A 22,720-nucleotide genomic window follows, 5' to 3' on the forward strand; every position below is an offset into this window, starting at 1 on the left:
GCCTTGGTTGATCTGCCTGACTCGATGGACTGGCTTCAACGCCCATGGTTCATGGCCGTCTGCAGGCCGAGCAGGACCAGATTATCCACTTTTTCCAGCGCCGTATCGCCCAGCCGCAGGTAAGGCGCCAGCAGCACGCCAGCACCACCGGACAGCAGGCAGCGCACCCGCGCCCGGGGTCGCGCCAGCTGGCGTTGCGCCAGCGCATGTTCGATCGCCCCGACCTGGGCGGCGATGCAACCGGAAACGATGGCGTCCACCGTATTGTCGGCAAATACCTTCTCGGGCGGTGCCGCGCCATCGATGCGTGGCAGTTGCGCGGTGTTCAGCGCCAGAGAGGTGGCCATGGTGCCGAAGCCGGGCAGGATCATGCCGCCCTCGAACACACCAGCGGCACTGAGCACGTCGATGGTCGTGGCCGTACCACAGGTGACCACCAGCAATTCCTCGTCGGGAAATAGCGCGCGCGCGCCGATGGCGGCGGCGAAACGGTCACAACCGAGTTGGCCGGGATGGCGATAGCCGTTGCGCACGCCGGCACGCTCGGCGGTGGAGGCAAACCATTCGACGATGACGCGCGGCCCGAAAGCCTCCTGCAAGACTGCCTGCAGGCCGTCCCGCAACGCCGGGCCGGCCACGTTGGAGACGCACACCTGCATTCCTGCAGCCGGCACCACCATGCCCGACCAGGCCTGCAACAGCGTGGCCAGGTCGGCACGCTCGACCGCGCCCTGCTGCAGCCAGCCGCCCGTCACGGCCTTGTCCACGCTGGACAGGGCCCACTTGATACGGGTATTGCCGGCGTCGATCAGCAGCATCATCCGTCCTGCAGGCGCAACGACAGGTCACCGGCCAGCACCTCGACCTGGCCCAGCTCGGTATCCATCAGGAAGCGGCCCATCATGTCCACCCCAACGGCGGTCCCCTCATGGACCACGCGACCGTTGTCGACGATCTTGACGGCCTGTCCGGCGTAGGCGTGGAAGGCTTCCCAGCGCTTGACGAAGGCACCGAAGCCACGTTGTTCGAACTCCTCCAGCACGCCGGCCAGGGCGCTGGCGATGATGGCCAGCACCGTCTCGCGGGGCGCCTTCTGCAATTCGGTCGCCGCCCCCACCGGGCGCTGCAGCTCGTCGGCCAGGCCCGCCGGCACGGCCAGGTTGATACCGATGCCGATCACCGCCCAGGTGGCGTCACCGCGCCCACCGTCGGAAGCGGTCTCGATGAGGATGCCGGCCAGCTTGGCGCCGTCGCGCAGCACGTCATTGGGCCATTTCAGCTGCGGGCGCACGCCGAACACTTCGAGCGCCTCGGCCAGCGCCACGCCGATGGCCAGCGGCAGACCCAGCAGCGCATGCGTGGGGCGCTGCAGGCGCCAGGCCAGCGAAAAGGTCAGCGAATCCTCGGGGACCGCGCGCCAGGGACGGCCGGCGCGGCCGCGACCAGCGGTCTGGCGGTCCGCCACCAGCAACAGAGGGCGCTGCAGGCTGCTCAAACGCTGCATCAGGTCGACGTTGGTGGAACCGGTCTGGGCCACCGCCTCGACGTCGATGCGTTGCTGGCCATCGCGGTCGGAGCCGGCCAGCAACATGCCGATGCGCTCGGGACGCACCAGCGGCGCCGATTCCGATTCGGCGGGCATGGGAAAAGTCAGGGTCATAGCGCGCATTGTACCGGCAGACAGTGTCCACGCGGCGGGCCAGGGGCAGTAGGGACGGCAGGGGCGGCGGCCCGCGAAATCGGTTACCCTCTGGCGCATGCCAGCTCCAACCGATTCCGCCGCCAACAGCGAGGCCAACCGCACCCGCGCTCCTGCTGCGCCGACCGCGTCTTCCTTTGCGCGGGTCAGCCTGCTGGTCTATGCCCTGCTGATCGTCTACGCCAGCTGGTACCCCTTCAGCGGCTGGCGCGACATGGGCATCAAACCCTTCGACTACCTGGGCGCGCGGCTACCCTATTACTGGACCGCCTTCGACGTCTGGACCAATGTCGCCGGCTACGCGCCCCTGGGAGCGCTGCTGGTGCTGGCCATGTATCCACGCATCCGGCCGTGGTGGGCGGTATGGCCGGCCATGCTGGGCGGGGTGCTGCTGTCGGCCTGCATGGAGGCGGTGCAGACCTACCTGCCGACCCGCGTGCCCTCCAACCTCGATCTCCTGACCAACTCCGCCGGGGCCGCACTGGGCGCCGTACTGGGGGCGCTCTGCAGCCGCTATTTCCTGCACGAGAGCCGCTTCCTGCTGGTACGGCGGCGCTGGTTCTCGGGTGAAGCCAGCCGCGGACTGGCGGTGGCGGGCCTGTGGCCGCTGGCGCTGATCTATCCCCAGAACCACCTGTTCGGCCTGGGTCATCTGGTGCCACCCTTGTCGGCCTTCTTTTCCGACCTGCTCGATACCCCCATCGACCTGGCCACCACCTGGCTCAACAGCGCCCAGCTCAGTGCCGAGCAGTACTGGCTGGCCGACGTCATCGTCACCGCCTGCGGCCTGACCGGGGCCGCCTTGCTGTTCCTGTTGCTGTTGCGCAGGCAGGCGCCACGACGGCGGCTGGTGGCGCTGTACCTGCTGGCCTGCATCGCGGCCAAGTCGCTGGCCTGCGCGCTGTTCTTCGCGCCCCAGAATGCCTTCATCTGGATTTCGCCCAGCGCCGTGGGCGGGATCATGCTGGGCACCCTGATGATCGCCGGCCTGACCTGGGCGCCCCCTACGGCACAGCGACGCGTCGCCGCACTGGCGCTGATCCTGAGCCTGGTGGTGACCAATGCGGTACCGGCCAACCCCTACTACCTCTCCACGCTGGAGACCTGGGTACAGGGCAAGTTCCTCAACTTCGACGGGGCCGCCCAGTTCCTGTCGGTCCTGTGGCCCTTCCTGGCGATCTGGTTCCTGTTCCACCCGGTGCACCGCAGGCAAGTCTGAGCGGGGTGTATCATTGACGCTTTGCCGGCCCGCGCCGGCAGCGTCGCCACTGTCCAGAGGTCTTCATCCATGAGCGATCAACCCTACTACGAACACCACGTCTTCTTCTGCCTGAACCAGCGCAAGCCGGGCGAGCGCACCTGCTGTGCCGACAAGGGCGCCCAGGCAGCCCAGGAACATGCCAAGAAACGCATCAAGCAACTGGGCCTGTCGGCACCCGGCAAGGTCCGCATCAACAAGGCCGGCTGCCTGGAGCGCTGCGAAGAAGGCCCGGTGGTGGTGATCTACCCGCAGGGTACCTGGTACACCTACGTCGATAACGAAGACATCGACGAGATCATCGACAGCCACATCGTCGGTGGCAAGGTAGTCGACCGCCTCAAGATCTAGCCTCTCCGCCCCCTCTGTTTAGCAAGCTAGCAACATGAACGCACACACCCAGAATTTCATGATCGCAGGCGCCGTCGGCCAGCTCGAATGCGCACTCGACCTGCCTGACCCCGAACTCTTCGCCGCCCCGGTCGGCCTGGCCCTGGTGGCCCATCCCCACCCGCTCTATGGCGGAACCATGGACAACAAGGTCGCACAAACCCTGGCCCGCACCTTCCTGGCGCTGGGCTATGTGGCGGTACGCATGAATTTCCGTGGCGTGGGCAAGTCCGAGGGCGTGCACGACCATGGCGCCGGCGAGACCGACGACATGGCCCTGCTGCTGCAACACATGCGCAGCCAGTACCCGGACCTGCCGCTGGCGCTGGGCGGATTTTCCTTCGGTACCTTCGTCCAGGCCCAACTGCAGCAGCGCCTGCTGCAACAGGATGCGGGCTCGGCTGCCGAGCGCCTGGTGCTGGTCGGCACCGCCGCCGGCAAGTGGCCCATGCCACCGGCTCCGGCCAATACCATCCTGATCCACGGCGAGCAGGACGACACCATTCCCCTGACCGCCGTACTGGACTGGGCCCGCCCGCAGGAACTGCCGGTAGTCGTCATTCCGGGATCGGACCACTTTTTTCACCGCAAGCTGCAACATATCAAAAACGTCGTGGTCGAAAGCTGGCATCGCCGCCCGGCGCAGCTTCAGGCCTGAGCGTTTTTCACCGACGGCCCGAAGGCACGGCGGCGCTGTGAAGCACAGGGCGCCATGCCGGTTTCGTGAGGGGATTTTCGGGGTGAAGATCCATTCAATTGGGAACGAAGCCACATGACGTTTATAATTCAGTGCGTGCAGCCGGCCCGGTGTCCTCGGCGCCTTCGCCACGCTGCCACCTCACACTGAGCCTGCCCTGCCTTACTCTCTTTTCAAACCAACAGCTACGATGTCCCCCCGTGCTGGCAATTTTTCTTAGGCACCGATGAAAAAGCTTCTCGCGGCGCTCGCCGCAACCGTCCTTTCCGTTTCCGCCCTTACCGCTTCCGCCCAGAGTCTGCCGCCGCCTACCGTGGCTGCCAAGAGCTGGCTGCTGCTGGATGCCTCGGCCAACCAGGTGATCGCCTCCGCCGATCCGGACACCCGCGTGGAGCCAGCCTCGCTGACCAAGCTGATGACCGCCTACCTGGCCTTTGCCGCCCTGCGCGACAAGCGCCTGAGCCTGGAACAGGAAGTCAGCGTCTCGGTCAACGCCTGGAAGGTCGACCCGAGCAGCTCCAAGATGTTCATCGAGCCCAACAAGCCGGTCTCCATCGACAACCTGCTGTACGGCCTGATCTCGGTCTCCGGCAATGATGCCGCCGTGGCCGTGGCCGAAGCGGTCTCCGGCACCGAAGACGCCTTCGTACAGTTGATGAACCGCGAAGCCCAGCGCCAGGGCCTGACCAATACCCACTTCAGCAACCCGCACGGCCTGCCCAGCGCGGACACCTATACCACCGCGCGCGACCTGGCGATCCTGTGCCGCAACCTGATCAACGACTTCCCCGACTATTACAAGCGCTACTACTCGGTCAAGAAGTTCACCTACAACAACATCACCCAGCCCAACCGCAACCGCCTGCTGTGGCTGGACCCGACGGTGGACGGCATGAAGACCGGTCACACTTCCAGCGCCGGCTATTCGCTGATCACCTCGGCCCATCGCCCGGTGCCCAACGGCGAGCGCCGCCTGATCTCGGTGGTGATCGGTACCGTCTCCGACCAGGTCCGTACGCAGGAAAGCCAGAAGCTGCTGAACTGGGGCTTCCAGAACTTCGACGCCGTCAAGCTGTACGCCAAGGGCCAGCCGGTCGATACGCCTGACGTATGGAAGGGTTCGCAGGGCAAGATCAAGGTCGGCTTCAAGAACGACGTCTACATCACCATCCCCAAGGGCAGCGCCGACAAGGTCAAGACCAAGCTGGACCGCAACGATCCGCTGATCGCTCCGATCTCGGAAAACGCCAAGATCGGTACCCTGAAGGTGACCATCGATGACAAGACCGTGGCAGAACTGCCGGTAGTGGCCCTGGAATCGGTGGGTCCGGCCGGCTTCATCGGCCGTGCCTGGGATTCGCTGCGCCTGATGTTCAAGTAAGCAGGTCTTCCGGCTGCTTCGGCACCCAGCAAAACGCCATCGAGCAATCGATGGCGTTTTTTTATGCCTCCTGGGTAGGCATGCGATGCGTGAAATGCGTGAGATGCCGACTCCGATGCAGGCATCCCACAAACAAAAACGCCACCGGCATCGAACCGGTGGCGTTTTGTTCAGGACTGCGATGATGCTCAGGCAGCCACGGCTTCCTTGGTCACGGCCGGCGCGACATCGTCGGCCGAGGAGCGGATCAGGTGATCGAAGGCCGACAGGGCTGCAGTGGCGCCAGCACCCACGGCGATGACGATCTGCTTGAACGGCACGGTGGTCACGTCACCCGCTGCAAACACGCCGGGAATCGAAGTCTGGCCACGGGCATCGATCTCGATCTCGCCATGCTTGGACAGCGCCAGCGTTCCCTTCAGCCATTCGGTATTGGGCACCAGGCCGATCTGGACGAACACGCCTTCCAGTTCCACGTGCTTGACCTCGCCGGTATCACGCTCCTTGTAGCTGATGCCGTTGACGCGCTGGCCATCGCCGGTGATCTCGGTCGTCTGCGCCGAGGTCACGATGGTGACATTGGGCAGGCTCTTCAGCTTGCGCACCAGCACTGCATCGGCCTTCAGTTCAGCAGCGAACTCGATCAGGGTCACATGGGCGACGATACCGGCCAGGTCGATGGCCGCTTCCACGCCGGAGTTGCCGCCGCCGATCACCGACACGCGCTTGCCCTTGAACAGCGGACCATCGCAGTGCGGGCAATAGGCCACGCCCTTGTTCTTGTATTCCTGCTCGCCCGGCACGTTCACATTGCGCCAGCGGGCGCCGGTGGACAGGATCACGGTCTTGCCCTTCAACACGCCGCCGTTGGCCAGCTTCACTTCGATCAGCTTGTCGCCCGGCACCAGGGCCTCGGCGCGTTGCACGTTCATGATGTCGACGTCATACGCCTTGACGTGCTGTTCCAGCGCGGTGGCAAATTGCGGGCCCTCGGTTTCCTTCACCGAGATGAAGTTTTCGATCGCCAGCGTATCGAGTACCTGGCCGCCGAAACGCTCAGCCACCACACCGGTACGGATACCCTTGCGGGCGGCGTAGATTGCAGCAGCTGCACCAGCAGGACCACCGCCGACGATGAGCACGTCGTACGCTTCCTTGGCGCTCAGTTCCTCACCCTTGCGGGCGGCGGCGCCGGTGTCCAGACGGGCGAGGATTTCTTCCACGCCGGTACGGCCCTGGCCGAATACTTCACCGTTCATGTACACGGTCGGCACGGCCATGATCTGGCGTTGCTCGACTTCACCCTGGAACAGCGCGCCATCGATGGTCACCGAGCGGATGCGCGGGTTGATGATGGACATCACGTTCAGGGCCTGCACGACTTCCGGGCAGTTCTGGCAGGTCAGCGAGACATAGGTCTCAAAGCTGTAGTCACCATCCAGGTTCTTGATCTGCTCGATGACCTTGTCGTCGAGCTTGATCGGGTGCCCGCCCACTTGCAGCAGGGCCAGCACCAGGGAGGTAAATTCGTGGCCCATCGGGATCGCGGCGAATTCGACGCTGATATCGGTCCCGGGGCGGTTCAGCGTGAACGACGGGGTACGTGCGTTCGCGCTGGAGTCGCGTTGCTCGACCAGCTTGATGCGGTCCGACAGCAGCACGATTTCCTGCAGGAGTTCCTGCATCTCACGGGACTTGGCGCCATCATCGAGCGACGCGACGATCTCGATCGGGTGGCTGACCTTTTCCAGATAGGCCTTCAATTGGGTCTTGAGATTGGCATCAAGCATGATGATTACTTCCTAGTTGGGAGATTCGGGTCTTCTGGAGCACGGCTTGGCCCTTGTGGGGATCCGCCGCTGGCCACGGATGGCAGCTCCAGACAGTTACTACAGGATAAATTTTGCGTGTATTTCCACGCGTATTTAATTGCCGAGTGGGCGTAGCGAGCGGCCCGAGGTCTGCGGGAGAAGCGCAACCGTACTTGAGTACGGTGAGCATCGCAGCGCAGAGATCGGGCCGCGCAGTAGCCCAATCGGTAATTAAATCTTGCCGACCAGATCCAGGGACGGCTTCAGGGTGGCAGCGCCTTCTTCCCACTTGGCGGGGCAGACTTCACCCGGGTGCGAGGCGACGTATTGTGCAGCCTTGACCTTGCGCAGCAGTTCCGAAGCGTCACGGCCGATGCCGTTGTCATGCACTTCCATGACCTTGATTTCGCCTTCCGGATTGATCACGAAGGTGCCGCGCAGTGCCAGGCCTTCTTCTTCGATCAGCACTTCGAAGTTGCGTGCCAGGGTAGCGGTCGGGTCGCCCACCAGCGGGTACTGGACCTTCTTGATGGCGTCGGAGGTGTCGTGCCATGCCTTGTGGGCGAAGTGGGTGTCGGTGGACACGCCATAGACTTCAACGCCCAGCTTCTTGAATTCAGCGTAGTTGTCGGCCAGATCTTCCAGTTCGGTCGGGCACACGAAGGTGAAGTCCGCCGGGTAGAACACGAACACGGACCACTTGCCCTTCAGGGTGGCTTCGGTGATGTCGACGAACTTGCCATCGTGGTAAGCAGTTGCCTTGAACGGTTTGATAGTGGTGTTGATCAGGGACATGTCGATTTCCTTTTAAGGGGGGTTGAGTGAAGCGATGGGTTGAATAGTAGAACGCCAAACAAAATAGATCAATTTTATTTAATCAATACTTTTGATTGGATTTAACTATCAGTCGTAGAGGCGAGGCTATCGGACTCACCAGCGACCGGCAAACAGCCCGGGCACCCGGATCACATGGCGGCACGGCCTGCAGATGCAAGCGCAACGCGAGCCAAAATCCGATATCGATCGCTTAAGATGGAGCACTTTCGACGCTCCGGCCGACGTCTGACCGGGGAACAGCGAAAGTGGGAGCAATGTTACTGCAAGCCTGCCGTTCTTGTGCAGCCGCACAAGCCGACCAATCCTGACGCCCCGCCCGAGATGAGTGATTCCCGACCGCAAGCCGGCCAACGCGCCGATTTTCCGCATTTCCACCCGATCCAGACGCGCTGGATGGATAACGACGTCTATGGTCACGTCAACAACGTCGTCTACTACAGCTGGTTCGATACCGCCGTGAACCACTACCTGGTGCAACAGGGCGTGCTGGATATCGAGCACGGGGAAGTCATCGGCCTGGTCATCGAAACCCATTGCAATTATTTTGCGTCGGTCGCCTTTCCGGATGCGATCGAGGTCGGCGTGCGGGTGGCACACATGGGTCGCAGCAGCGTGCGCTACGAACTGGGGATCTTCAAGGCCGGCGAAGAGCTGACGGCGGCACGCGGCCACTTCGTGCATGTCTATGTGGATCGCGCTACGCGGCGGCCAGTGGAATTGCCAGCCACGCTGCGTCAGGCGCTGGCCGGCCTGATACAGAGCTGATCCGCGGCTGATCCGAGGCTGAACCGCAAAAGAAAACGCCCGCCGCATCGCTGCGGCAGGCGCTTCTCGTCTTCTCCGTACCGGTCAGCTTAGGCTGCCAGCTTCTTCTCCAGCTTGTCCTTCACGCCCTGCAGTTCGGGCGGCAGCTTGTGCTTGAGCTTGTCGAACAGTTCCGCATGCAGCTCCAGTTCCTTCAGCCAGGCGGCCTTGTCAATGGAGGTGATGGTGGAGAACTGCTCGGCGCTGAAGTCCAGGCCTTCCCATTGCAGGTCATCGAAGCGCGGGGTGACGCCAAACAGGTGCTCGACACCGCCGGTCTTGACGCCTTGCGGGTCTTCGATGCGGTCCAGCATCCACTTCAGCACGCGCATATTGTCGCCGAAGCCCGGCCAGACGAACTTGCCGTCGGCATCGGTACGGAACCAGTTGACGCAGTAGATCTTGGGCAGCTCGGCCGGGGAGGCGGCGATCTTCTTGCCGATGTCCAGCCAGTGCTGGAAGTATTCGCTCATGTTGTAGCCGGCGAAAGGCAGCATGGCGAACGGGTCACGACGCACCACACCCTGCTGGCCGACAGCCGCAGCGGTGGTTTCCGAACCCATGGTGGCGGCCATGTAGACGCCTTCGACCCAGTTGCGGGCTTCGGTCACCAGCGGCACGGTGGTGGAACGACGGCCACCGAAGATGAAGGCCGAGATCGGCACGCCGGCCGGATCATCCCAGGCCGGGTCGATCACCGGGTTCTGGGTGGCGGCGACGGTGAAGCGGGCGTTCGGGTGAGCCGCCTTGCGGCCGGTTTCCTTGCCGATTTCCGGCGTCCAGTCCTTGCCCTGCCAGTCGATCAGGTGGGCCGGGGCTTCCTTGGTCATGCCTTCCCACCAGACATCGCCGTCATCGGTCAGCGCCACGTTGGTGAAGATGGTATTGGCCGAGACAGAGGCCATGCAGTTGTAGTTGCTCTTCTCGTTGGTGCCCGGGGCCACGCCAAAGTAGCCGGCTTCCGGGTTGATCGCATACAGGCGGCCATCGGCACCGGGCTTGATCCAGGCGATGTCGTCACCGATGGTAGTGACCTTCCAGCCGCCGAAGGCCTTGGGCGGGATCAGCATGGCGAAGTTGGTCTTGCCGCAGGCCGATGGGAAGGCCGCTGCGACGTAATGCTTCTTGCCCTCCGGGGATTCCACGCCCAGGATCAGCATGTGCTCGGCCAGCCAGCCCTGGGCGCGGCCCATGGTGGAAGCGATGCGCAGCGCGAAGCACTTCTTGCCCAGCAGCGCGTTGCCGCCGTAGCCGGAGCCGAAGGACCAGATTTCGCGGGTTTCCGGGTAGTGCACGATGTACTTGGTGGCATTGCACGGCCAGGGCACGTCCTTCTGCCCGGCGGCCAGCGGTGCGCCCACGGTGTGCACGCAAGGCACGAACTCGCCATCGCTGCCCAGCACGTCGTACACCGCCTTGCCCATGCGGGTCATGATGCGCATGTTCACCGCCACATAGGGCGAATCCGACAGTTCCACGCCGATGTGGGCAATGGGCGAACCCAGCGGGCCCATCGAGAACGGCACCACGTACAGGGTACGGCCGGCCATGCAACCATCGAACAGGCCGTTCAGGGTCTGGCGCATCTCGGCCGGGTCGGTCCAGTTGTTGGTCGGGCCGGCGTCTTCCTTGTTCTTGGAGCAGATGAAGGTGCGGTCTTCCACGCGCGCCACGTCGGACGGATCGGAGCAGGCCAGGTAGCTGTTGGGACGCTTTTCGGCGTTCAGCTTCTTCATGGTGCCGGCGGCGACCATCTCGCCGCACAGGCGGTCATATTCTTCCTGGGAGCCATCGCACCAGTAAATGCGAGCCGGCTTGGTCAGCGCGGCGATTTCTGCGACCCAGTTGATCAGTTTCTGGTGTTTGACGTAGGCGGGGGCGTTCACTGCGGGAATGCCTGCCATGAGGGGTTGGTTCATATGCTACCTCCAATGCCACTAAGTTGATGAATTCGGTTGGCACGGCAGGATCGTCGTTTCCAGGCGATGGGGTGTTCACATCAGGCTGCGAGACGGCGGTCTTGTCGATGGCGACCGCCTCGCCGAGGCCGGCCACCTTACCCGTCACCGTGGACGGCGGCGGGTTTTGCTCACTCTTCGACAGTCGAGAATGCAAGAAAGTGGCAGCGATTGTACCCCGATAAAAAAGAATTTACGCAAATTTGTAGCGGAAAATACCCGACTTATGTAGTAGGTAATTACAAATCAAAAAAATTCTGTTTTTTCATTACTGTGGCGCATAACATCGATTTCGTTAAAAACCGCATGAAGACTGGATTTGCGAGGGATTGCGGGCGATTCATCATTCACACTGTGAATATCTCACGCAGAAATTCGACGAAAACTTTCACCTTGGCGGTTTCCCGACGTGTGGGCTGGTAGAGCGCGACGATATCGGGACCAGCCGCCTGCCATTCGGACAGCACCGGTAGCAGACTGCCCTCCTGCAAGGCCGGAGCGAGGGTCACCGACATCTGCTGGATGATGCCGCAACCGGCCTGGGCGGCCGCCACCATCGACTCTACGTGATCCATCATCACCAGGCCCCGGGGAATATGCGAGCTTTCCTTCCCCTCATGACTGAAGCGCCAGGGCCGGACCATGCGCGTACGCGGATTGAGAAAGCCCAGGCAGGCAAACTGGTCCAGTGCGTCCGGCGTTTCCGGCCAGCCGTATTGCTGCAGGAAGGCCGGCGCGGCGCAGCACAGGTAACGGGTCGCGGCCAGCTTGCGCGCCACCAGTCCCGAGTCGCCCAGCGCACCGATGCGCACCAGCACGTCCACGCCTTCTTCCACCATGTCTACCATGCGGTCGCTGACGGTGATGCGCAGCTCCAGCTCCGGGTACTGGCGCAAGAAACGTGGCAGCGCGGGTGCCACATAGCGGCGGCTGATGACGCTGGGCAGGTCGACCCGCAGCACACCGGCCGGACGGGTATCGGAGGCACGCAAGCCGGCCTCCAGCTCTCCCATGTCCGCCAGCAGTCGCAGTGCCTGCTGGTGGCAATGGCGACCTTCTTCGGTGAGCGACATGCTGCGCGTGGTGCGGTTGAGCAACCGCACCTTGAAATGTGCCTCCAGGGCGGCGACGTGGGTGGTCACCGAGGAGGTCGACATCGACAGTTTCTCGGCCGCCCGACTGAACGCGCCAGCCTCGACCACGGTACAGAACACCTTGAGCATGTCCAGCCTGTCCATCTTTTTCTCCCCGGTTTGGTTGTCGTCATCCGTTAGCGAGATTCTAGGGCCTCGCGACGCCGCGATTATCCGCAAACCCGCAATTCTGACTTCGGTCGCGCCCGGTTTTTCCGCTGGCCCGGGCTGCCTAGACTGCGTGCATCGACCTCACCGCCACCTGGCGCATGGCGATATCCCCCCGTCCACCCAGTCTCAAGGAAGCCATCATGACCCACGCCATCCCTGCCACCATGCAAGCCGCCGTCCTCACCCGCTTCGGCGCACCACTCGACATCACCGACATCGAAACGCCCAGCCTGCGTCCCGGCCAGGTGCTGGTACGCATCGCTGCCAGCGGCGTCAACCCGCTCGATACCAAGATCCAGGCCGGCAATGCCGCCCACGCCCAGACCCGCCTGCCAGCCATCCTCGGCATGGACATGGCTGGCGTGGTCGAATCCGTGGCGCCCGGTGAAACGCGATTTTCGCCCGGCGACGAAGTCTTCGGCATGAGCGGCGGCATCGGTGGCGTCCCCGGTTCGCTGGCGCAGTTCGCCGCCTTCGATGCCGATCTGCTGGCCCACAAGCCCCGCACGGTGTCCATGCGCGAAGCCGCCGCGCTGCCGCTGATCTTCATCACCGCCTGGGAAGGCCTGGTTGACCGCGCCCGCGTGCAGCCAGGGCAGAAGGTATTGATCCACGGCGGCGCTGGTGGCGTGGGCCACGTGGCCGTGCAGATCGCTGTCGCCCTGGGTGCCGAGGTCTATGCCACCGGCAGCGCCGACCAGAAGACCGTGATCGAGAGCCTGGGCGCCACCGCCATCGACTACCGCGCCCAGGAGGTGGAGCAGTACGTGCAGCAGTACACCGGCGGCGAGGGCTTCGATGTCATCTACGACACCGTCGGCGGCGCAACCCTGGATGCCTCGTTCGCGGCCGCCCGGCGTTATCTCGGTCATGTCGTCAGCTGCCTGGGCTGGGGCGTGCACAAGCTGGCGCCGCTGTCGTTCCGGGCTGCCAGCTATTCGGGCGTCTTCACCCTGCTACCGCTGCTGACCGGGCAGGAGCGTGCGCGTCACGGCCGGATCATGGCCGAGGCCGCCCGCATGGTCGATGCCGGGCAGTTGCGCGTGCTCACCGATACGCATCACTTTACGCTGGAGCAGGTCAACCAGGCCCACGCGCTGGTCAGCGAAGCTCAGGCCCGGGGCAAGGTGGTCATCGATATCGCCCGCTAGGGTCAGCTCGTGCCGAATCCTGGCAATCGCTTTATGATGGACGCCCACGCCGGCCACCCACCTGGCCGGCGCAGCCCCGAAAGACTGCCACGGAGACCCCCATGAAGATCGCCATCCTCGACGACTACCAGGATGTAGTACGCCATCTCGATTGCTTCAGCCTGCTCGACGGTCACGACGTCAAGGTATTCACCAATACCATCCGCGGTACCGGCCAGTTGGTGGCGCGCCTGTCACCCTTCGACGCCGTGGTGCTGATCCGCGAACGCACTGCCCTGACCCGACCCGTCCTGGAAAAGCTGCCCCTGCTCAAGCTGATCTCGCAGACCGGCAAGGTCAGTGGCCATGTCGACGTGGCTGCCGCCACCGAGCGCGGCATCGCCATCGTCGAAGGCGTGGGCGACCCGACCGCGCCGGCCGAACTGACCTGGGCACTGATCATGGCGGCCATGCGCCGGGTGCCGCAGTATTGCAGCGCGCTGCGTGCCGGCGCCTGGCAGCAGGTCTCGCCCACCCCGCACCTGAACCTGCTGGGCACGGCACTCAAGGGCCGCACGCTGGGCATCTGGGGCTACGGCAAGATCGGTCGCATGGTGGCAGGCTATGGTCGCGCCTTCGGCATGCAGGTGCTGGTGTGGGGCCGCGAGGCCAGCCGCGAACAGGCAGTCAAGGATGGCTACCAGGCCGCTGCCAGCAAGGAAGCCTTCTTCGCCCAGGCCGATGTACTGAGCCTGCACCTGCGCCTGAACGACGCCACCCGCGGCATCGTCAAGGCGGCCGACCTGGCGCTGATGAAGCCGACGGCCTGCTTCGTCAACACCAGCCGCGCCGAGCTGGTCGAGCCGGACGCGCTGGAAGCCGCACTGGCGGCAGGACGCCCCGGCCTGGCCGGACTCGATGTCTTCGAGCGCGAACCCTTGCCGGTGGACTTCCCCCTGCTGAAGATGGATAACGTGGTGGCCACCCCGCACCTGGGGTATGTGGAAAAGGACGGCTACGAACTCTACTTCCGCGCCGCTTTCCGGAACATCGTGGACTATGCCGCCGGCACGCCCGCGAACGTGCTCAATCCTGAGGTTCTGGGGTGATGCGATGGATGGTGCGTACCGGCGGCTGATACACCGACTGCGGCATTGGGCCGCCTGACTTCCACAGATGCCGCCATCCCGGTGGCCATGGCAGCGGTGGCCCGGCATACTCGGGGACATTGCGCCGCACCGGAATGACCGGCAGATGCTCCGGCATGCTGCCGTTGTAGTGCCAGCCCAGGCTGAACGCATAATCCGGCAGCAAGGTGGCGCACACCAGCTCGAACCAGTTGGCGTGCTCCTGGTCCTCGCCCAGCGCCTGCGCCAGCCCGTGCGGATCGAACTGCGCCAGCAGGCGTGCCAGTTCCTGCGGCGAGGCCGAGGGGCCATCGCCCCAGCCCAGCACCGGATTGAAGTTGTAATCGGCGCCCGAACCATACCAGCCCTCGCGCCATGGCCGCTCGATCCAGTTGCGCGGGCCGCTGAACAGGTGCCAGCGCCAGTGCAGCCCGGACGGCTTGGGCCAGCTGTAGAGATAGAGCCGTTGATAGCCGGCGCGATGCAGTTCGCGCACCATCTCCATGAGCCGGGCATGCGGCATGCGGTCCGGCGGGGTACGACGGAACAGGATGGGCGTGCCATCGGCGTGCTGCACTTCGTCGGAGGACAGGTTCAGATCCAGCGTACGCACTTCACTGCCGAAACGCGCAGAAATCCAGCCCGTCAACAGGTTGACGAGCACGATCACGCCATAGCCGCGATGGCGGTGGAAGATAACGGTGCCGGGTGCCAAAGGTTTCATATCCGGACCATTATAGATGTCCTTGCAGAATCGCATTGGCGACCAGGCCGCAACGCGTGCGCCACGGTCGCACCAGGCAGGAAACCGCCGCGGCTGCGTGTAAGATAGCGGCTGGCCCGTGCCGGAACTGCCGTTCCCCGCGCCATTGGAGCGTTCCTTGCTTGATCCCCGGAACACCCTTTTCTCGATTTCTCGATTTCTCGATTTTTTGACCAGTTGGAAGATAGGAAGACCATGAGCCTGCGCATCATCGCCACCGGCGGCACCTTCGACAAGCACTATGACGAAATCGCAGGCCAGCTTGGCTTCGGCGAAAGCCACCTGCCGGACGTCATCGCCCGTGCCCGCATCACCACCGAAGTGTCCCTCGAAATCCTGCGCCTGCTCGATTCGCTGGAGATGCAGGATGGCGATCGCCAGCGCGTGCTGGCGGCCTGCCAGGCCTCGCAGCAACAGGCCATTGTCATCGTGCACGGCACCGATACCATGCAGCAGACCGCCCAGGTGCTGGGCCAGGCGCTGACCGACAAGACCGTGGTGCTGACCGGCGCCATGATCCCCTACGAGATCGCCAACTCCGATGCCCTGTTCAATTTCGGCTTCGCCTGCGGCGTGGCGCAAGTGCTGCCACCGGGTGTGTATGTGGCGATGAATGGACGCATCTTCGCCTGGAACAAGGTCGCCAAGAACCGCAGTGCCGGCGTCTTCGAGCCGATCTGAAATGGTACCGGCCGCCCTGCGCTAGCGGGGTTGCTGCTGCGCCCACTCCCGACAGAACGACAACAGCGCCGCCAGGCTGGGCGAAGCTGCCCGGTGACGGCTGACGACCATGTAGAAATGGCGGCGCAAGGTCGGCAACGGGGTCTCCAGTTCGACCAGCTTGCCGGACTCGATCAGGTCCTCCACCACCGAGCGCGACAGGCAACTGATACCCAAACCCTCGGCGGTGGCACGCTTGATCGCCTCCGAATTGCCGAATTCGAACGACGACGGCAAGTGGTGCAGATAGGGAATCAAGGCATGCTCGACCGCCTCGCGCGTCCCTGAACCGGCCTCGCGCAAGAGCCAGTCGGCCTCGCGCAACATCTTCAGCGTGATCTTGCGCCCGCCCGTGACAATGGGATGCGCGGGCGCGGCCACCACGATCAGCTCGTCCATCATCCACGGTTCGACCCGCACGTCATCGGCGTGGCAGGGGCCTTCGATCAGGCCGGCATCGACCTCGAAATTGACCACCGCATCGACGATGTCGGCCGTATTGGCCACAAGCGCCCGTACCCGTGCACCGGTGTGCTCCCGGCGATAGGCCGCGATCATGGCCGGCAACAGATAGCTGCCGATGGTGGTGGAGGCCCCCAGATGCAGTTCGCTGCCGGAGGCCGGGTCGTTGAACTGGCGCTCGATGGTATGGGCAGCGTCCAGCATGTGGCGTGCCTGCGGCAGCAGCTGCCGTCCGCTGTCGTTCAAGACCAGCCGCTTGCCGACGCGGTCGAACAGCTGCACGCCCAGCAGACTCTCCAGCTCATTGAGTGAAGCGCTGGCCGCCGATTGCGACAAGGCGACCAGCCCGGCTGCGGCCGTAGTCGAACCCGACTGGGCCACGGCCAGGAAGATCTGCAATTGCCTGAGTGTGATCCGCATATTTTCCCCAATATCCACCAAGTGCATTCCCGGCGCCCGGGAGCCACCATCAATCTACCCATTTAACAGGTAGATATTAGCAAAACAACGTGTTTTTCTTTTATATCCAGCCCACGTACAGTGCACTCCATCAACTGAACTGATCTATCGAACACATCCTGTGTGGAGAGCATCATGCGTACCGCAACCCAAACTTCCCCCCTGCATCCCGCGCTGGCCGGCATCGTCCTCTCGGGCGCGGTGGCGTGGGTCGCCATGCGCCTGGGCGATATCGCCTGGCTGCAGAATCACGGCTTTTCGGCACTGACGGTGGCCATCGTGCTGGGCATCATCCTGGGCAATACCGTCTATGCGCGCATGGGCGCCTACTGTGGCGAGGGCGTGCGCTTTTCCAAGCAGACGCTGCTGCGCGCCGGCATCATCCTGTACGGCTTTCGCCTGACCTTCCAGGACATCGCCCATGTCGGCATCTCCGGGGTGGTGATCGATGCGGCCATGCTGCTTTCCACCTTCGGTCTGGCCTGGCTGGTCGGTACCCGGGTGCTGAAGCTGGATCGCGATGCCGCGTTGCTGATCGGCGCCGGCAGCTCGATCTGTGGCGCGGCCGCGGTGATGGCAACCGAACCGGTACTGCGGGCACGCAGCGAAGAGGTCACCGTGGCGGTATCGACGGTGGTGATCTTCGGCTCGCTGGCCATCTTCCTCTATCCGCTGCTCTACACCTTGCAGGCCGAACCGGTCTGGGGCCTGCGCCTGCCGGACTTCGGCGTCTACATCGGCTCCACCGTCCATGAAGTGGCGCAAGTGCTGGCTGCGGCGCGCTCCATCGACCAGCATACGGCTGACGTGGCGGTGATCACCAAGATGGTCCGCGTGATGATGCTGGCGCCCTTCCTGCTGATGCTGTCCATGCGGGTCGCTCCGCGCAGTTCGGGTCAACAACACCAACCGCACCAGCCGCATCAGCCGCACCAGCAGCGCAAGCTGTCCATTCCCTGGTTTGCCTTTGCCTTCATCGGCGTGGTGATCTTCAACTCCTTCTTCCCGCTGCCGGCCCAGGTCAACCAGGTGCTGCTGCAGATCGATACCCTGATGCTGGCCATGGCCATGGCCGCCCTGGGTCTGTCCACCCACCTCTCGGCCCTGCGCAGCGCCGGCATCAAGCCGATGATCCTGGGTGCAGTGCTGTTCGCCTGGCTGGTGATCGGTGGCGCACTGGTCAACGGCGCACTGGGACGCTTGCTGGCCTGAGTGTTGGCACCAGACTGAAAAAAAGCGCGGTCTCCCTGGGGAGCCGCGCTTTTCGCATGCGGAAATGACTGCCAGACAGGGGACGTCACTCAGTGCAAGCCGCCGCGCTGGGACAATTCACGGATGATGCGTATCGTATCGATATCGGCCTCCTGATAGGCCTGGCGCCGGAAATTGTCGTAGAAGGCTTCGGAACCATCGATATCGGCCGGCTTGCCATCGTCGTACTCGAAGCGCACGAACAGCACCTCGGCCTGCGGCTCCTCGATGGTCATGCTCATGCGCGAGGCCGGGATGTCACCCTGCGCCGGCACTTCGTAGAGCACCTGGATCTGCGGCAGGTAGGTCACCTTGTCGATGATCACCAGTTCGCCATAGCGCAACTCGCGATGCACGCCCTCCAGGCTCTTGTCGGACAGGCGGCACTCGTCCAGGTGCGGCATGAACAGGCGCGGCGACTCCGCCCGCAGGACCAGGCCATGCCACAGCTCGTCGCGGCTCAGGGTGTCGATCAGCGGGTTGAGCGGATCGTTGATCTGGATGAGGTGATTGAATTTCATGTTTGCACTCGTTTAGTCTGGCCACGCTGGGTGAGCCCATGCGCGCATTGTCCCACAGGGCCGGCCCGCCGGTAGCGACCTGAAGCGGCCGGGCTGCAGGCGGACTGCTACAATGGCGCCTCTTTTCCACCCCCTGCCGCCGCCGATACCCTCCGTATGTCCGCCCCTTCTTTCGGCCTGAACAAGCCACAAAGCGAAGCCGTCCACTATATGGCCGGACCTTGCCTGGTGCTGGCCGGGGCCGGCTCGGGCAAGACCCGGGTGATCACGCAGAAGATCGCACACCTGATCGAGAACTGCGGTTACGAATCGCGCAACATCGCCGCGCTGACCTTCACCAACAAGGCTGCGCTGGAAATGCAGGAGCGTATCGCCAAGCTGTTGAAGGACCCGAAACAGGCCAAGCACCTCACGGTGTCGACCTTCCATTCGCTGGGGGTGAAGATACTGCGGCAGGAGTCCAAGCATCTGGGGCTGAAGGACCGCTTTTCAATCATGGACAGCGACGATTGTTTTTCCCTGGTGCAAGAACTGGCGGTAACCACCGACAAGGCCATCATCCGCGGCATCCAGAACGCCATCTCGCTGTGGAAGAACGGCCTGGTCGATCCGACACTGGCCGAGAAGAACGCCCGCACCGAGGACGAGGCCCAGGCGGCCCGCATCTATCGCAGCTATGTCGCCACGCTCAAGGCCTACCAGGCAGTGGACTTCGACGACCTGATCCGCCTGCCGGTGGAACTGTTCCGCAGCAACGAGGAAGTGCGCGACCGCTGGCAGCGCAAGCTGCGCTACCTGCTCATCGATGAATACCAGGACACCAACACCTGCCAGTACGAACTGGTCAAGCTGCTGGTCACCGGCGTGGGCAAGAAGCCCATGTTCACCGCCGTGGGCGATGACGACCAGGCCATCTATGCCTGGCGCGGCGCCACCATCGAAAACCTCAAGCTGCTGGGTGTGGACTTCCCCAACCTGCACCTGATCAAGCTGGAACAGAACTACCGCTCCAGCACGCGCATCCTGCAGGCGGCCAATGCGGTCATTTCCAACAACCCCAAGCTGTTCGACAAGACGCTCTGGTCGGAACACGGCCTGGGCGATCCGATCAGCGTGATGGCCATGGATGACGAGGAAGCCGAGGCCGACCAGATCGCCATCACCCTCTCGGCACATCGCTTCGAGCGGCGCGCCAAGTTCGCCGACTACGCCATCCTGTACCGCGGCAACCACCAGGCCCGCATCCTGGAAAAATCGCTGCGGCGCGAACGCATTCCCTACGTCATGTCCGGCGGACAGAGCTACTTCGACCGCGCCGAGATCAAGGACATCATTGCCTACCTGCGCCTGATCGCCAATCAGGACGACGACCCGGCCTTCATCCGTGCCGTCACCACCCCGCGCCGGGGCGTCGGCCAGGCCACGCTGGAAGTGCTGGGTACGCTGGCCGGGCAGTGGCAGTGCTCGCTGTTCGAAGCCGTCTACAAGGGTGGTCTGGAAGACAAGCTGACCGACCGCCAACTGCTGCCGCTGCGCAAGTTCTGCGACTTCATCAACGCCCTGGAATCGCGTGCCACCCGACCCGGACCCTCCGGCAGCGGTGCCGAGGCCGGCCGCGTGCTGGACGACATGATGGAGGCCATCAACTACGAGTTCTACCTCTATGACAGCTTCGAGGAGCGCGCCGCCCAGGCACGCTGGCAGAACGTGGTGGACTTCATCAACTGGCTGAAGGAACGCGCCTGCGGCGGCCGCGATGGCGACGGCGAGGAAAAGAACCTGCTGGAGATCACCCAGATGGTGGCCCTGATGAGCATGCTTGAAGGCCGCGATGAAGAGCAGGATGCAGTGCGCATGTCGACCCTGCACGCCTCCAAGGGACTGGAGTTTCCGCACGTCTTCCTGGTGGGCGTGGAAGAAGGCATCCTGCCCCACAAGGGCGACCCCGATACCCCGCCCGAAGCCGCCGCCGCACGCGTGGAAGAAGAACGCCGGTTGATGTATGTCGGCATCACCCGCGCCCAGCGCTCGCTGCACCTGTCCTGGTGCAAGCGCCGCAAGCGCGCCAAGGAAGTGATCGAGTGCCAGATTTCGCGCTTCGTGAAGGAGATGCGGCTGGACGAAGGCGAGGCGGTGCCGCAGGAAAGTGAAAAGATCACGCCCCAGGCGCGGCTGGCCAATCTGAAGGCCTTGTTGCAGAAACCTCGTCCGACGCCGGAAGGAAGTTGAGCCTGGCCGCGCCAGAGTGTTCAAAACGTGGCAAAAATGTCGTCCACACGCACATAAATTGTGCGATTTGCCCGGATTTGATGTGCAAGCGCCCGCCCCGGCCGTCTCGCGGTTTAAAATGCCGCCTGCTAAAAAATCCCCGAGTTTCACCGGAGCAACATCACCGGCTGTGCCATCCGCGCGTGCCGCCTTGCTCCGCCCAACCATTCCAGACAAGGAAATCCACAAGATGATCAAGATGTTCTCCCGCCACGCCCGCGCGCTGGCGCTGACCGCCGGCTTCGTCGGCATGCTGGGCCTGGCTGCCTGTGGCAAGCAGGAAGACAAGAGCGCCACTGCCGCCGCGCCGCAGGCCGCCCCGGCACGCGTGTACGTGGTCGGCGTGGAATCGGCCTACGCGCCCTTCTCCTCGGAAAACGAACAGAAGGAAGTGGTCGGCTTCGACATCGACATCATGAAGGCGCTGGCCAAGAAGATCGGCATCGAAGTCAAGTTCGTGCCGACCCCGTTCGAAGGCTTCTTCAACTTCCTGGCGCAGGGTGACCGTGACCTGCTGATCTCGGCCATCACCATCACCGACGAGCGCAAGAAATCGGTGGCCTTCTCGGACCCCTACTTCGTGGCCACCCAGACCATCGCCCTGCCGGCCGCTGATACCAAGGTCAGCAAGATGACCGACCTGAAGCCCCTGACCGTGGGCACCCAGAGCGCCACCTCCGGTGACGAACTGGTGCAGCAGGTGCTGGGCAAGAACAGCGCCAGGATCAAGCGCTTCGACTCGACCCCGCTGGCCCTGAAGGAACTGGAAAGCGGTGGCGTCGATGCGGTCGTGGCCGATGAGCCGGTGGTCAAGAACTACATCGCCAACAACCCCAACAGCAAGCTGCGCACCGTCACCGATCCGGATTTCCCCAAGGAAGACTACGGCATCGCCGTGCGCAAGGATGATCCGGAACTGCTGGCCAGGATCAACAAGGGCCTGGCCGAGATGAAGGCCGATGGCAGCTTCGCCGCCATCAGCGCACAATACTTCGGCAAGTAAGCAGACCGCTGCCAAGACAGGACGGCGGCGCCATGCCGCCGTCCTGCATTTTCGACACCCGATTTCTTCAATCACCGATCGAGTCCGACATGGATTTCCGCTGGAGCATCATCCAAGGCTATGCGCCGCTGTTCGCCAAGGGCGTTCTCATGACCTTGCAGGTGTCGCTGATCAGTATCCTGATCGGCACCGTGATCGGCTTGCTGGTGGGCATGCTGCGCCTGGCCGAGGTACAGCACGGCGCCTGGAAGTGGCCGCTCAGATGCCTGCGCTGGCTGTCCGGCTTCTATGTGGCCTTTTTCCGTGGCACGCCGTTGTTCGTGCAGATCATGTTGATCCACTTTGCAATGATGCCCTTGCTGGTGCAGCAGGAGCATGGCCTCCTGATCAGCGGCGAACTGGCCAGGACCATCAAGCAGGACTACGGCGCCTTCCTGTCGGGTACGGTGGCCTTGTCGCTCAATGCCGGGGCCTACATCTCGGAAATCTTCCGCGCCGGCATCCAGTCCATCGAGCGCGGCCAGTCCTATGCCGCCGCCAGCCTGGGCATGAACTACGGCCTGACGATGCGCTACGTGGTGCTGCCCCAGGCCTTTCGCCGCATGCTGCCTCCGCTGGGCAACGAAGCCATCACGCTGCTGAAGGATTCGTCCCTGGTCTCGGCCATCGGCCTGGCCGAACTGGCGTATGCGGCCCGTACCGTGGCCGGCACCTATGCCCGCTACTGGGAACCGTATATCACCATCTCGGTACTGTATTTCTCCATGACCATCTGCCTGGCACTGGTCGTGTCGCGCCTGGAAAACAAGTACAGCGCACCGCATCGTCGTTGATCGCAGCTGACCACTACTGACCACCACCGCCGCAATGTGCGGCA

General features: G+C 63.5%; 21 protein-coding genes. 12 read left to right on the plus strand and 9 right to left on the minus strand.

Going from position 1 to position 22,720, the window contains the following annotated elements; all coding sequences use genetic code 11:
* Window positions 1-35: 35 nt before the first annotated feature.
* A complete protein-coding gene (locus BTM36_RS10365; protein ID WP_077236207.1) occupies window positions 36-821 on the minus strand; it encodes a type III pantothenate kinase in 786 nt (261 codons plus the stop codon).
* A complete protein-coding gene (locus BTM36_RS10370; RefSeq protein ID WP_306460535.1) occupies window positions 818-1,642 on the minus strand; it encodes a biotin--[acetyl-CoA-carboxylase] ligase in 825 nt (274 codons plus the stop codon). The genes BTM36_RS10365 and BTM36_RS10370 overlap by 4 nt, the downstream gene beginning before the upstream one ends.
* 115 nt (window positions 1,643-1,757) lie before the next feature.
* Here BTM36_RS10370 and BTM36_RS10375 point away from each other — a divergent pair, with 115 nt between their 5' ends.
* The 4 genes from BTM36_RS10375 to BTM36_RS10390 all read left to right on the plus strand — a co-directional run bounded on the left by BTM36_RS10375 (window position 1,758) and on the right by BTM36_RS10390 (window position 5,425).
* Window positions 1,758-2,918: a VanZ family protein gene (locus tag BTM36_RS10375; protein WP_006461410.1), complete on the plus strand. Its 1,161-nt coding sequence runs from the start codon at window positions 1,758-1,760 to the stop codon at window positions 2,916-2,918.
* A gap of 69 nt (window positions 2,919-2,987) precedes the next feature.
* Entirely contained in the window at window positions 2,988-3,308 is a 321-nt protein-coding gene (locus BTM36_RS10380; RefSeq protein ID WP_006461409.1) for a ferredoxin, read from the plus strand.
* A gap of 34 nt (window positions 3,309-3,342) precedes the next feature.
* Complete coding sequence (locus tag BTM36_RS10385) at window positions 3,343-4,005, plus strand: alpha/beta hydrolase (RefSeq protein WP_077236209.1); 663 nt, start codon at window positions 3,343-3,345, stop codon at window positions 4,003-4,005.
* A gap of 265 nt (window positions 4,006-4,270) precedes the next feature.
* Window positions 4,271-5,425, plus strand: a complete 1,155-nt coding sequence (locus BTM36_RS10390; protein ID WP_039873826.1) for a D-alanyl-D-alanine carboxypeptidase family protein — start codon at window positions 4,271-4,273, stop codon at window positions 5,423-5,425.
* Window positions 5,426-5,613: 188 nt separating this feature from the next.
* Here the strand turns inward: BTM36_RS10390 and ahpF are convergent, their stop codons facing one another.
* Entirely contained in the window at window positions 5,614-7,215 is a 1,602-nt protein-coding gene (gene ahpF / locus BTM36_RS10395) for an alkyl hydroperoxide reductase subunit F (RefSeq protein ID WP_006461406.1), read from the minus strand.
* A 252-nt stretch (window positions 7,216-7,467) separates the two neighbouring features.
* The gene (ahpC, locus tag BTM36_RS10400) at window positions 7,468-8,031 is read right to left on the minus strand and encodes an alkyl hydroperoxide reductase subunit C (RefSeq protein WP_006461404.1); all 564 of its coding nucleotides are present in this window, start codon (window positions 8,029-8,031) and stop codon (window positions 7,468-7,470) included.
* A gap of 363 nt (window positions 8,032-8,394) precedes the next feature.
* Between ahpC and BTM36_RS10405 the strand changes: the two genes are divergently transcribed.
* The gene (locus BTM36_RS10405) at window positions 8,395-8,838 is read left to right on the plus strand and encodes a thioesterase family protein (RefSeq protein WP_077236295.1); all 444 of its coding nucleotides are present in this window, start codon (window positions 8,395-8,397) and stop codon (window positions 8,836-8,838) included.
* Window positions 8,839-8,927: 89 nt separating this feature from the next.
* Here BTM36_RS10405 and BTM36_RS10410 read toward each other — a convergent pair whose 3' ends face one another.
* Both BTM36_RS10410 and BTM36_RS10415 read right to left on the minus strand, forming a co-directional pair.
* Entirely contained in the window at window positions 8,928-10,796 is a 1,869-nt protein-coding gene (locus BTM36_RS10410) for a phosphoenolpyruvate carboxykinase (GTP) (RefSeq protein WP_006461399.1), read from the minus strand.
* A 386-nt stretch (window positions 10,797-11,182) separates the two neighbouring features.
* On the minus strand, window positions 11,183-12,073 hold the full coding sequence (locus BTM36_RS10415) for a LysR family transcriptional regulator (protein WP_077236210.1): 891 nt from the start codon (window positions 12,071-12,073) through the stop codon (window positions 11,183-11,185).
* Window positions 12,074-12,279: 206 nt separating this feature from the next.
* Between BTM36_RS10415 and BTM36_RS10420 the strand changes: the two genes are divergently transcribed.
* Entirely contained in the window at window positions 12,280-13,290 is a 1,011-nt protein-coding gene (locus tag BTM36_RS10420) for a zinc-dependent alcohol dehydrogenase family protein (protein ID WP_174616834.1), read from the plus strand.
* Window positions 13,291-13,391: 101 nt separating this feature from the next.
* Complete coding sequence (locus BTM36_RS10425) at window positions 13,392-14,378, plus strand: D-2-hydroxyacid dehydrogenase family protein (protein WP_077236211.1); 987 nt, start codon at window positions 13,392-13,394, stop codon at window positions 14,376-14,378.
* On the opposite strand, the gene BTM36_RS10430 is transcribed toward BTM36_RS10425, so the two are convergent.
* On the minus strand, window positions 14,356-15,120 hold the full coding sequence (locus tag BTM36_RS10430) for a hypothetical protein (protein ID WP_006461391.1): 765 nt from the start codon (window positions 15,118-15,120) through the stop codon (window positions 14,356-14,358). The two genes, BTM36_RS10425 and BTM36_RS10430, sit on opposite strands and share 23 nt — an antisense overlap.
* A 234-nt stretch (window positions 15,121-15,354) precedes the next feature.
* Here BTM36_RS10430 and BTM36_RS10435 point away from each other — a divergent pair, with 234 nt between their 5' ends.
* Window positions 15,355-15,840: an asparaginase domain-containing protein gene (locus BTM36_RS10435; protein ID WP_006461390.1), complete on the plus strand. Its 486-nt coding sequence runs from the start codon at window positions 15,355-15,357 to the stop codon at window positions 15,838-15,840.
* A gap of 21 nt (window positions 15,841-15,861) precedes the next feature.
* Here the strand turns inward: BTM36_RS10435 and BTM36_RS10440 are convergent, their stop codons facing one another.
* Window positions 15,862-16,761, minus strand: a complete 900-nt coding sequence (locus BTM36_RS10440; RefSeq protein ID WP_077236213.1) for a LysR family transcriptional regulator — start codon at window positions 16,759-16,761, stop codon at window positions 15,862-15,864.
* Between the two features lie 174 nt (window positions 16,762-16,935).
* Between BTM36_RS10440 and BTM36_RS10445 the strand changes: the two genes are divergently transcribed.
* Complete coding sequence (locus BTM36_RS10445) at window positions 16,936-18,012, plus strand: YeiH family protein (protein ID WP_077236214.1); 1,077 nt, start codon at window positions 16,936-16,938, stop codon at window positions 18,010-18,012.
* 89 nt (window positions 18,013-18,101) lie between these two features.
* Here the strand turns inward: BTM36_RS10445 and BTM36_RS10450 are convergent, their stop codons facing one another.
* Entirely contained in the window at window positions 18,102-18,572 is a 471-nt protein-coding gene (locus BTM36_RS10450) for an SRPBCC family protein (RefSeq protein ID WP_077236216.1), read from the minus strand.
* A gap of 156 nt (window positions 18,573-18,728) precedes the next feature.
* On the opposite strand from BTM36_RS10450, the gene BTM36_RS10455 reads away from it, so the two are divergent.
* The 3 genes from BTM36_RS10455 to BTM36_RS10465 all read left to right on the plus strand — a co-directional run bounded on the left by BTM36_RS10455 (window position 18,729) and on the right by BTM36_RS10465 (window position 22,676).
* Window positions 18,729-20,801, plus strand: coding sequence for a UvrD-helicase domain-containing protein (locus BTM36_RS10455; RefSeq protein WP_077236217.1), 2,073 nt, complete (start codon window positions 18,729-18,731; stop codon window positions 20,799-20,801).
* A gap of 229 nt (window positions 20,802-21,030) precedes the next feature.
* Complete coding sequence (locus tag BTM36_RS10460; RefSeq protein WP_077236218.1) at window positions 21,031-21,843, plus strand: basic amino acid ABC transporter substrate-binding protein; 813 nt, start codon at window positions 21,031-21,033, stop codon at window positions 21,841-21,843.
* Window positions 21,844-21,932: 89 nt separating this feature from the next.
* Window positions 21,933-22,676: an amino acid ABC transporter permease gene (locus BTM36_RS10465; RefSeq protein WP_077236219.1), complete on the plus strand. Its 744-nt coding sequence runs from the start codon at window positions 21,933-21,935 to the stop codon at window positions 22,674-22,676.
* Window positions 22,677-22,720: the final 44 nt, after the last annotated feature.

The organism is Herbaspirillum sp. VT-16-41, from assembly GCF_001994935.1.
In the GTDB taxonomy this organism is placed as follows: Bacteria; Pseudomonadota; Gammaproteobacteria; order Burkholderiales; family Burkholderiaceae_D; genus Herbaspirillum; species Herbaspirillum frisingense.